This is a genomic window from Vibrio sp. V42_P2S4T144, from assembly GCF_009904715.1.
GTDB classification, from domain to species: domain Bacteria; phylum Pseudomonadota; class Gammaproteobacteria; order Enterobacterales; family Vibrionaceae; genus Vibrio; species Vibrio alginolyticus.
This window is the reverse complement of record NZ_WXWS01000347.1, coordinates 1-11,232: the sequence shown is the minus strand read 5'-3', so window position 1 is coordinate 11,232 and position 11,232 is coordinate 1. Positions and strand designations below refer to the sequence as shown.

The following is an 11,232-nucleotide window of genomic DNA, read 5'->3' as shown; positions in this document are numbered from 1 at the left end:
TCACACTATGGAAGTACAAATGCAACTCGATTCACTTTCTGTTGCTAATTTTGTTGACGTTTTGAGCAGATTTTTGCAGCCAAAATAAACTCTGTTCCTCCTTACTGGCCAATCAGGTTTTTCATCCATTTTCGGCTAACCATTCTTGGCAAGCAAATCGCCCACTTCACAACTTCTTCCGTCAAAAAGAGTAAGTAAACCCATTGTGGGTCCCAATTGAGATAAATCGCTGCAAATGCTGCGAGTGGAATCCCGATCACCCACTGCGCCAAGATGTCTTGATACAAACAAAACTTAACATCACCGCCCGCACGTAATACACCAACAATAGCCATCATCGGCACCGAGCGTAGCACGACACCCAACGCAAGAATCACCATAAACTGTTCAGCTAGCTCGCGAGTGTCCGTTGTCAGTGCACTAAACGCATTAAGGATCCATTGATTTGACACTATCAACAAGACGGCGACCACAAATGCGATAAGCACATTCAAAATGACCGTAGCCCATGCTTGATAATAAACGGGTTCAAAATTACGAGCGCCGAGCTGGTTCCCGACTAGAACTGCAGCCGCATTCGATAAACCAATCATCATCGCCAATGCGATCGACTCAACAGGTGTCATTACGGAAAGCGCCGCCAAACCTTGCACGCCTGCTTGCCCCATGATCGCGTGATAAGCAAACAACCCACCAGCCCACGCCAAGAAGTTAAATGTGGTTGGCAAAGAGAGGCTCAAGAAACGCGTAATTTTATCTAAGACCAATCCTGCGCGTATATCATCCCAGCCAAATGCGATTATGTGTTTTTTCAACCATAGATAACCAAACAAGCAACCTACTTCGATCGCGCCACTGATTACCGTTGCGATCGCTGCTCCCGTAATACCCAAAGCAGGAAAGCCTAATTGACCAAAAATTAAAACCCAGTTAAGAAAAACATTAGATAAAATGCCTATACCACTAAAAAAAGTGCTTAAGCCTGGTTGGTGCATCGCCCTTAGGCCCACCGACATACTGGCCACACATGCAACAGCAAACATGCTAACCGACGAAATAATGAGATAGCTGGCCCCTAGCTCAATCACTTCTTGTGAATCGGTAGTCAAACTCATGATAGGCTGTGGAAAAACAACAAACAAAGCAACAGCAATCGCAGCAAACATCATTGCGATCATCCATGTTAAAGCGGTACTGCGACGCACCCCAACTTTATCGCCAGCCCCCCAATATTGAGCGGTTAACAACGCACCGCCCGTTGTCACCCCAACTAACATGATGGTGGTGACGAAAGTCGCGCGCGCAGCAACTCCAACAGCGGCAATTTCAGCTTCACCAAGTTGACCAAGCATAAGAACATCGACGAGGCTTCTGCTAGAAAACATCATGCTTTGCAGTGTAATTGGTAACGCGATTGCAAATAAACGACGTAAGAATGCTTTATCTGCGTGTATTGAGAGTTGAGAAAGAAAAGTCACAAGCGCTCCAACGACAACTTATTGATAGAATGGGGAAAGTGTCTCATGATTATACTCTGTGGTGTTTATTCCACCAACGATAAAAGGACAGATAATGAAAAAGGTGTTGGTGCTAGGCGCCTCGGGTTACATTGGCTCTCAACTTCTTCCGTTACTTTTAGATAAAGGTTACGCCGTCACAGCAGCGGCGCGACATATTGATTATTTAGAGTCAAGAACTCAGCCTCACCCTAATTTAACGTTAAGGTATCTCGACTTGGCTGACGCAGAGACCACGAAGGCTGTAGTGAACGATTTTGATTTAGTCTTTTTTCTCGTGCACGGGATGGCTCAAGGTGATGACTTTGTTGAGTACGAACTAAACCTTGCTTTGAACTTCAAATATGCGTTGGAACAAAGCTCCGTCGAGCATGTTGTATATTTGAGTGCCATTCAACCTCAAACCGGAAACTCTCGCCATTTAGCCGCTCGTAAAGCCACGGGAAAAATAATTCGACAGTCTGGTGTTCCAGTAACTGAATTGCGTGCTGGCGTTATCATCGGCCCCGGCTCTGCCGCTTTCGAAATCATGCGTGACTTTGTCTACAACTTACCTATTTTGATAGCGCCTAAATGGGTCGACTCAAAAGCGAACCCTATTGCCTTGCCCAATCTCAACCACTATTTGTTGAAGTTAGCAGAAGCCCCCTCTCCAGAAGAAAGTCAAATTTATGAAGTTGGTGGGCCAGATACACTTAGCTACCGCGAACAGTTCAAAGTCATTTGCCGAATCACGAACAAGCCGTATCGACTGTGGTCGACCCCGCTACTTACTCCGAAAATGGCATCGTACTGGCTAGGTTTAGTTACCTCAGTGCCAACTAGTATCGGTAAAGCATTACTTGCGGGCTTAGAGCACGACTACATTGCAAACTCCAAAGCGATTGAAGAACGATTTCCTCAAACGCTGATCAGCTACGAGCAAGCGGTAACTGATACCATTCAAGATGAAGGCACATTTGTACGCAGTAATGTCTGGGGGTTTGAACCCGCAGCGCTTCGTCGATGGCAACCAGGATATGGCTATTACCCAAAACAAGCTGGAGCGAGCATTAAAACTCATGCCTCCGCTGCGGCATTATGGAAAGTGGCGCAAAAGATCGGGAGTCGCGAAAAAGGCTATTACTTTGCCAACATCTTGTGGCGTACACGTGAATGGCTCGATATCTTTTTTGGTGGCGGAAAACCGATTCGCGTTTCTCCTCCTGGACCAGAGCTTAAAGTCGGTGATTTTATTGACTCTTGGAAAGTGATTCGCTGCGATAATAATCAGTTTCTTTCACTGTTTTTTGGTATGAAAGGCCCAGGCCTTGGGCGTTTAGAAATTACCATCAAAGATCTCGGTGACGAACGAGAGCTGGATATTACCGCCTGGTGGCACCCGCAAGGGTTTCTTGGGCTGCTTTATTGGTTTGCAATGATGCCAGCCCATCTTTTCATATTTAAAGGCATGGTCAAAGCCATCGCGAAAGAAGCAAACCGTTTAGAAAACAAAAAGCCCCAATAACAGGGGCTTCTAAACACTCAAAATGTCACTTTAGTCAGCTTTGAACGAGAGTGGAATTTCGGCTAACTGGTTGCCTTCGTTTGCTGGAAAAATAAGGTACTCGCCATGGTATTTCACCATCGATTTGTAGTCTGTTACCTTATGAACCATAAAGCCCGCTTGCGCTGCTTTCTCAACAAACTCAGCATGATTGCCACGCACAAACCAACTCATTGGCTTTACGAGCAACTCGCCATCAAAACAGCTTTCGCATTGGTCTGCACATAACGCTAAAGAGTTTTGACCTTCAGTGAAGATTTGTACTTTGCCGCACCCAATCAGTTGCTCAGATGTTGAGACTTCCCAGCCTGCTTGCTCCATCAAATCAAGAAAAGACTCAATATCTGAATCTTTGAACACTTTGGAGTCTTCACCTTCAGGGAAGAATTGCGCATAAAAAGCAGAAATACGCTTGAAGATAAACAACAAACCAGCATCGTTCCCCTTTGAGCGACCTGCTTTTTGCCAACGCGTTAAGTCATCGCCTACCGTACGTCCGAAACGTTGTGATTTTAGCGCCTTTGTTACCCAACGCACTAAATAATGGTTATTCGCAACAGGGGCATTGGCTAACTTACCTGAGCGATGCTCTTGATCTAACTCTTCAAGTGCTGAGTTAACCAAGTTTTGAATTTCTTTGGTGTAATTCGACATTACGCCTTTCTTCCTAAAGTCCAATAAAACAGTGCTGAAAGCACAGAACAAGCAAACATCACGATGATCATCGGCCAAGCAACATTTCCGGGCAGTGATGCCACCAGCGCACCAACCAATGAACCGATACCGAATCTTAATGTCCCCGCTAGAGACGACGCCGTACCCGCCATTGATGGGTAACCACTTAAAAGCAGCGCCATCGCGTTACTACCTATCGTCGACAATGTACCGATAAACAGCACAACAAAAGGCACAATGCCCCATAATCCGAAGTCCATTAACCAACTTACGAATAAACCAATCCCCGCCAAAAGTTGCACGAACAACCCAAAACGAAGCATGGCATGGGAACCAACTTTCTTCACCAAGCGACCATTAATACTGGTCATGATGATCATCGCCACAATGTTCAAACCAAATAGGTAACCAAAGTGGTCTGGTCGAACACCATATAAATCAATATAAACAAACGAACCCGCCGTCAAAAATGCAAACATTCCGGAAAATGAAAACGCACCTGAGAGCATCAAACCGATCGCTTCAGGATTGGAGCATAATCTGGCGTAGTTTCTCAGCGTCGTGCGGAAACGAAGAGGCTGACGATTTTCAGGCTGTAACGTTTCAGGGATTTTCCAAAGTACGAGAAAAATCACAACTACAGCGAAAATAGCTAGTACCCAAAAAATGGAACGCCAACCAAACCAAATCGCGAGATGGCCACCGATCATCGGTGCCACCAACGGCGCAATAGTAATGACCAGAGTAACGAAGGACATTGCGCGTGCAAAGTCTTCACGGTCAAACATGTCACGCACGACGGCTTGGATAATGACCGCCGCTGCCGCGCCAGCAAAACCTTGTGCCGTACGTACATAGGTCAGCGCATCAATGCCATTTGTTGTCGCACTCACAACAGCAGCCAAGCCGAAGAAAAGTACGCCTAAAATCAACACAGGTCTTCGACCAAAGCTATCGGCAAGCGGCCCGTGAATTAACTGGCCGATCGCAAAACCCGCGGTATAAGCCGTCAACGTAATCTGAACCGCGCCAGGCGCGACCCCCAAATCTTTCGCAATTGTCGGCATCGCAGGCAAATACATATCGATCGCCAAAGGCGTCAAAGCACCAATCGCTCCTAGTACCAGAAACAATAGAAAACTGATTTGGGATTGCGGAGCACTTTGAGCTTTTTCTGTCATTCTTTTACCTCTTGTTGGAGCCCTACCGTCAATACTTGCAGAACAAAGTGAAAATAACGGAAGTTCTCATATCGCTGAATGTAGAAGCCAAAAACCTGTTCTATCCAACGTTCGAGAATCATAAGGGCAAATATGTACCAAGGTGTGACCTTGACGAACTCGACATAGAAAAGCATGTGAAAGCGAAATGTGTTTATGGGAAACAAACACAATGCAGTAAAAATGATGGCGTTGACACCATCATTCCATTCACCGTAGCCGAAGGCTTTGCAATAAGAGTATGCATGCATCAGCTAAATGCAAAGGCATATCACTGAGATGAGTAAGCACACCGGAATTGTCTAGGCACTAATTTTGGTAGGAAAATTTATTTTGAGCCAATTTCTACCAAAAGACTAGTTCCTATTAGGAACTAAAGAATTTCCCATGCCGACAATTAATTCCAAATAGAATCAATTTCTTCTTGCGTGAGGTAGCGATAATCACCTGGTTCTAGTGCCTCATCAAGTTCGATAGAACCAATACGCTCACGATGTAAGTACTCAACTTTATTTCCTAACGCCGCGAACATACGTTTCACTTGGTGATACTTACCTTCCACGATAGTCAACAATACTTCATTCTCGGCCTCGTTCACGATTTCCAAACGAGCTGGCAATGTTGCGTCTGATTCATTGCGCAAAATGATGCCTTGTTCGAGCTTTTCCGCGTAATCTGGCTGAATAGCATCGACGAGCCAAACACGGTACGTTTTCTCACACTTATGCTTAGGTGAAGTAATACGGTGAGACCACTTACCATCATCCGTAATCAACACTAAACCAGTTGTGTCGACATCTAATCGGCCCGCAAAGTGAAGGTTTTCAATTTTAGGCTCATCAAGCAATGCGAATGCAGTTTGGTTGTAGCCATCTTCATGTGAACAAACAAAGTCAGCAGGCTTATACAACATAATGTAACGAGGGCCAGGAGCACCAATAACACGGTCTTCCCACATCACTTCCGCACCTTTAGGTACTTTAAATGCACCACTTTTTTGAACCTCACCGTCAACGGTGATGTCTCCACTTTTGATGATCTTTGTTGCCTGTTTGCGTGTTGCACCCAGAGCGTCACACAAATATTTATCTAAACGCATGAATACCTCATTGAATTATACCCAAGTGATCTCTAAATCTTGGTTTAAAGGTCACTTGGGTATAAAAGTCAGGTATTATAGCGTTCCTAGTTCGAATAGTTGAGCAATTTCACATATTTTCATGTACACACTTCGTCCTTATCAAGCCGACTCGGTTAAAGCCGTTATTCATTACTTTCGTAAACACTCGACACCAGCAGTGATCGTGCTGCCAACCGGTGCAGGAAAAAGCTTGGTGATCGCAGAACTTGCTCGCCTTGCGAAAGGACGAGTGTTAGTCCTCGCCCACGTAAAAGAACTGGTCGAGCAAAACCACGCAAAGTATGAAGGTTATGGTTTAAAAGGTTCTATCTTCTCAGCAGGATTGGGACGAAAAGAAACTGACCAGCAAGTCGTGTTTGCTTCGGTTCAATCGTTCGTACGTAACTTAGATTCGTTCAAAAACCAGTTTTCTCTGCTCGTTATTGATGAGTGCCATCGTGTGCCAGATGACAAAAACAGCAGCTACCAAAAAGTTATTACTCACTTACGAGAACTGAACCCTGGCATTAAGGTGCTGGGACTAACTGCAACGCCCTATCGTTTAGGAATGGGCTGGATTTATCAGTATCACACCCGAGGTCAAGTGCGAACCGAAGAGCCTCGATTCTTCCGCGATTGTATTTTCGAACTGCCGATCCGTTACTTGCTCGACGAAAACTTCCTCACTCCAGCCCGCATGATGGATGCGCCCGTTTTGTCTTACGACTTCTCTCAGCTGAAGCCCGCTAACACCGGACGCTACAAAGAAGCAGAAATGGACATGGTGATCGATAAAGCCAAACGTGCGACTCCACAAATTGTTGAGCAAATCATGCAATATGCGAAAGAGCGTCAAGGTGTCATGATCTTCGCTGCAACTGTTCGACACGCACAGGAGATACACAGTTTATTGCCAGAAGGCGAAACTGAAATCGTCATTGGTGATACACCTACGCCGGAGCGCGATGCGATCATCCAAGCGTTCAAGAATCGTCAAATAAAATACTTAGTCAATGTTTCGGTACTGACAACCGGGTTTGATGCGCCGCATGTCGATTTAATCGCGATTTTGCGACCAACAGAGTCAGCCAGTCTGTACCAACAGATAGTAGGACGAGGATTACGCTTATCAGACGGAAAATCAGAATGTTTAGTGCTTGATTACGCAGGCAACAGCTACGATTTATACCAACCTGAAGTCGGTGATCCCAAACCAGACTCTGACAGTGAAATTATCACGATTCCTTGCCCGGCTTGCGGATTCAATAACAACTTCTGGGGTAAGTTGGATAGTAACAGTTTCTTGGTTGAACATTTTGGCAGACGTTGCCAAGGTTACTTTGAAGATGAAGACACAGGCGAACGTGAACACTGTGGCTACCGTTTTCGTGCCAAATACTGCGGTGAATGTGGTGCGGACAACGATATCGCTGCACGAATTTGTCATGAGTGTGATGCGACGCTCGTAGACCCAGATAAAAAGCTAAAAGAAGCCCTTAATCTCAAAGATGCATTAATCTTTGAATGCACAGAAATGGACCTATCTGTATTTAAGTCCAGTGATGGTAAATCTCAGCTAAAGGTGACGTATTCTGGTGAACCATACCAAGGCGAAGGCAATGCGTTAGTTCATGAGTTTTGGACATTGAGTACCAAAAAACAAAAACAAACGTTTAAAGATCAGTTCGTACGCCCCCACTTAGCAGACAAGCATCGTCCTTTTGAAGAGGCTTCACCGACACGCGTTGTCGCTAATCAACATCGTTTCCGTTTGCCTCAGTTTGTTATTGCTAGAAAATCTGGTCGCTTTTGGAAGCTGCGAGATAAAATTTTTGAAGATGAGTTGAAATAACATCGACAACACATGGCAAAACTTAATTAGCTGATTCACTCTCTGTTCATCTATATCCGATATACTGCGGCTAACGCTCCAGAAAAGGTTTGACTATGTATAAAGCAACGACTTCTCTACATTCTGCGTTACTTTTCGGCCTTATCACGACATTCATGTGTGCACCAAGTTTTGCCAAGCATGGCAACGAGCACACATCACAAAATGGCCACGCCATCGTGCAAGATGTCGAAAAGCCAGGAACACGCATCGAATTCGATGAAGATCAAGATGAGGTCTATCGCGCGGTTCAACAAGGATATATACGACCATTTTCGGAACTTTACGCCACAGTAGAAAACGACCTATACGGCCGCATCATCAAGGTCGAGCTTGAAGAAGATGATGATGCTTGGGTGTATGAATTGAAAATTCTGTACAACAATAGCGTCCTGAAAGTTGAGTACGACGCCGCCACGCTGGAAATGCTTGAGATCAAAGGTCGCAGCTTTAACAAAGCGTTAAAGCCGCAAAACAACTAAACTTGTCTAATGCGTAATCCAGACACGATGCGTAGCTTACTTCGATAAAAATCCAAACATAATAAGAATCATCAATATGAAAATACTTGTTGTTGAAGATGATCCTCGTTTAGGCGAGCAAATCATCGAAACATTAGAAAGTACCGGCTGGGTACCAGAATTGTCCCAAGATGGCATAGACGCTCTGTATCGCGCGACTTCGGAAGAATGGGACGCCATTGTTCTCGACCTCGGCTTGCCAAAACTGGATGGTCTTACCGTCCTAAAAGGCATCAGAGATGAAAACATTAATACTCCTGTCGTGATTTTAAGCGCTCGCGACACCCTAACGCAGCGAGTTGAAGGCTTAAACGCAGGTGCAGACGATTACCTAACTAAGCCGTTTGAAATGGTTGAGCTTATCGCTCGTATTCGCGCACAACTGCGAAGAGCATCAGGTAACGCCTCTCCTGTGATGCAAATTGGCGACTTGAGCTTGGATACGCGCACTTCTAAAGTCATGTGGCAAGGGCAAGCGGTAAGCTTGACGGCGCTAGAGTATAAAGTGGTCGCTTACTTTATGCATAACCCGGAAAAAGTGATTTCTCGAACCGAACTCGTCGAGCACATTTACAAACAAGACTTTGATCGTGACTCCAACACAATCGAAGTTTTTATCGGCCGAATTCGCAAAAAAATCGCACCAAAGATCATCAAAACTGTCCGAGGGTTGGGATACCAATTAAATGCCGAATAGAAACAGGCTACCGTTGAACGCAATAAAACGACTGAGTATCAAAAGTCGCCTCGTTTTAGCGGCGATCGTTTGGTTAACGGCAATGATCCTCGCCGCTGGTGTGACGATACCGACGCAGGTCTACAACTATATGGTTGATGACACTCGCTCACAGCTCAGCATTTTTATGGATGAAGTCGCAGCACAGTTAGAAGTCGATAACACCGGGCATCTTTCACTCGCAGCTCAGCTATCAGACCCTCGATTTAACCGACCTTACAGTGGTTTGTATTGGAGTGCCTCTACAGAGGCAAGCCTCGAACGTTCTCGTTCTTTGTGGGACAAAAAAATCGAACACAAAGGTTTGGATAAAGATGCGTATGGAGCAAGAGGCGAAAAACTAATTACGCTAGAAAAAGCGCTGTATCTTCCTGATTACGATGGTCCTATTCACATTATTATTGGTATTGACGAAGAACCCATTAAAAATACCCTTCAAACGTTAATCGGCCAACTTTGGCTTATTTTGGGTTTATTATTCGCGGGCGTGCTTACCGTCATTTTACTGCAAATTGCTTGGTCATTGAGTCCGCTTACAAAGCTACAAAAAGAATTAGCCGAGCTGAAGTCTGGTAATAAAAAGAGTCTAGAAGAAACCTACCCAAAAGAGATTTCTCCTCTAATCTTCGACCTCAACGCTCTGCTGTTCCATTACCAAGAATTACTAGAGAGAGCTCGCAATCATGCAGGTAACCTATCTCATGCACTTAAAACGCCACTTTCTGTTCTAAAAAATGAAGTTCAGACGTTAGAACCTGAGGCACAATCCCGTCTCCGAGTTCCAATCAATCAAATACAAGACCATATCGATTACCATTTGGGTCGTGCCCGTATGGCCGGATCGATGAACATATTATCAGTGAAGTCGAACCCAGCAGATCGTGTGGATGCTATCTCAATGGCGTTTGATAAAGTGTATGCGAGCCGAAGCATTACCTTAATTAATGAACTTGATTCAGAGCTGAATGTAGCAGTAGAGCAGACCGATCTCGACGAAATGCTAGGTAACTTGCTAGAAAATGGCTATAAGTGGGCCAACAGCATGATTCGTGTGCACTCATCTCAGGATAAGGAAAATATACACATCATTATTGAAGATGATGGGCCAGGCATCCCTAAAGAGAAACTGAGTCAAGTAATCAAGAGAGGAGTTAGATTGGATGAAACAACCCCTGGCTCAGGTCTTGGTCTAAACATAGTCAGTGAAATGGCACACAGTTACCGAGGTCAATTAACATTGGATACAAGCGCTTTAGGTGGATTAAAAGCATCTTTAGTCTTACATCTCAGCCGAACATAAAGCATATAACACATAAACTTTGTTCTTCGGACCATGATTAGTAAACCGATGAAAATGAAGTCGATGTGAACAAAATCCAAGCAAAGCGTTAAAAGGGATAGCCTTCCACCCCGCTAAATCATACCTTTTTGTTGATTTGGATACGATTTGGGTTGCCCATTTAGAAGTGGAATGATAGTATCCGCGCTCGCTTGAACAGTTCCTGTTTCAAGCTTTACCACGAACAACAAGGTCGCATTGTTGATTGTGAACATTTGATTTTTACTAATTTGAGAGTAAATACTATGAAATTCGAAGCAGTAGTACGTACTGAACTAGGTAAAGGTGCGAGCCGCCGCCTACGTCACGCTGGCAAATTCCCTGCAGTTGTATACGGCGGTGAAGAAGCAGCAGTAGCTATCGTTCTTAACCACGACGACATCGTAAACCAAATGGACAAGCCTGAATTCTACGAAGGCATCGTTCTAGTTATCGATGGCAAAGAAGTTAAAGTTAAGCCACAAGACGTTCAACGTCACGCGTTCAAGCCAAAAGTTGAACACATGGACTTCATCCGTATCTAATTCCCTACCAAGGAATTAATCGGATTAAATCCAAACCTTTTGCATAAAAGATAATCGGACTTACCAACCGAGACATCTAAAAAATTTCAAAACCCCGGAGTCTTACCACCTCCGGGGTTTTACTATATTTGGCATATAGCATT

The 11,232-nt window shown here is 44.7% G+C and carries 10 protein-coding genes; 6 read left to right on the top strand and 4 right to left on the bottom strand.

The window, feature by feature from the left end:
• Positions 1-101: 101 nt before the first annotated feature.
• Complete coding sequence (locus CAG68_RS12070; RefSeq protein WP_005378048.1) at positions 102-1,478, bottom strand: MATE family efflux transporter; 1,377 nt, start codon at positions 1,476-1,478, stop codon at positions 102-104.
• A 94-nt stretch (positions 1,479-1,572) separates the two neighbouring features.
• Here CAG68_RS12070 and CAG68_RS12065 point away from each other — a divergent pair, with 94 nt between their 5' ends.
• A complete protein-coding gene (locus CAG68_RS12065) occupies positions 1,573-3,024 on the top strand; it encodes a DUF2867 domain-containing protein (RefSeq protein ID WP_017634881.1) in 1,452 nt (483 codons plus the stop codon).
• A 30-nt stretch (positions 3,025-3,054) separates the two neighbouring features.
• On the opposite strand, the gene CAG68_RS12060 is transcribed toward CAG68_RS12065, so the two are convergent.
• The 3 genes from CAG68_RS12060 to rsuA form a co-directional block, all read right to left on the bottom strand.
• Complete coding sequence (locus CAG68_RS12060) at positions 3,055-3,717, bottom strand: DUF2913 family protein (protein ID WP_005378053.1); 663 nt, start codon at positions 3,715-3,717, stop codon at positions 3,055-3,057.
• Complete coding sequence (locus CAG68_RS12055; RefSeq protein ID WP_017820848.1) at positions 3,717-4,919, bottom strand: Bcr/CflA family multidrug efflux MFS transporter; 1,203 nt, start codon at positions 4,917-4,919, stop codon at positions 3,717-3,719. Before CAG68_RS12055 ends, CAG68_RS12060 begins: the two co-directional genes overlap by 1 nt.
• Before the next feature lie 436 nt (positions 4,920-5,355).
• Entirely contained in the window at positions 5,356-6,057 is a 702-nt protein-coding gene (rsuA, locus tag CAG68_RS12050; protein WP_053303189.1) for a 16S rRNA pseudouridine(516) synthase RsuA, read from the bottom strand.
• A 121-nt stretch (positions 6,058-6,178) separates the two neighbouring features.
• Here rsuA and CAG68_RS12045 point away from each other — a divergent pair, with 121 nt between their 5' ends.
• The 5 genes from CAG68_RS12045 (at position 6,179) to rplY (ending at position 11,089) form a co-directional block, all read left to right on the top strand.
• Positions 6,179-7,930, top strand: coding sequence for a DEAD/DEAH box helicase family protein (locus tag CAG68_RS12045; RefSeq protein ID WP_161441195.1), 1,752 nt, complete (start codon positions 6,179-6,181; stop codon positions 7,928-7,930).
• 155 nt (positions 7,931-8,085) lie between these two features.
• Positions 8,086-8,451, top strand: a complete 366-nt coding sequence (locus CAG68_RS12040; RefSeq protein ID WP_372081942.1) for a PepSY domain-containing protein — start codon at positions 8,086-8,088, stop codon at positions 8,449-8,451.
• 76 nt (positions 8,452-8,527) lie between these two features.
• Complete coding sequence (locus tag CAG68_RS12035) at positions 8,528-9,187, top strand: response regulator transcription factor (RefSeq protein ID WP_005378073.1); 660 nt, start codon at positions 8,528-8,530, stop codon at positions 9,185-9,187.
• Positions 9,177-10,526, top strand: coding sequence for an ATP-binding protein (locus CAG68_RS12030; protein WP_054729962.1), 1,350 nt, complete (start codon positions 9,177-9,179; stop codon positions 10,524-10,526). The genes CAG68_RS12035 and CAG68_RS12030 overlap by 11 nt, the downstream gene beginning before the upstream one ends.
• A 284-nt stretch (positions 10,527-10,810) precedes the next feature.
• A complete protein-coding gene (gene rplY, locus CAG68_RS12025) occupies positions 10,811-11,089 on the top strand; it encodes a 50S ribosomal protein L25 (RefSeq protein ID WP_005378066.1) in 279 nt (92 codons plus the stop codon).
• The last annotated feature ends 143 nt before the right edge of the window (positions 11,090-11,232 follow it).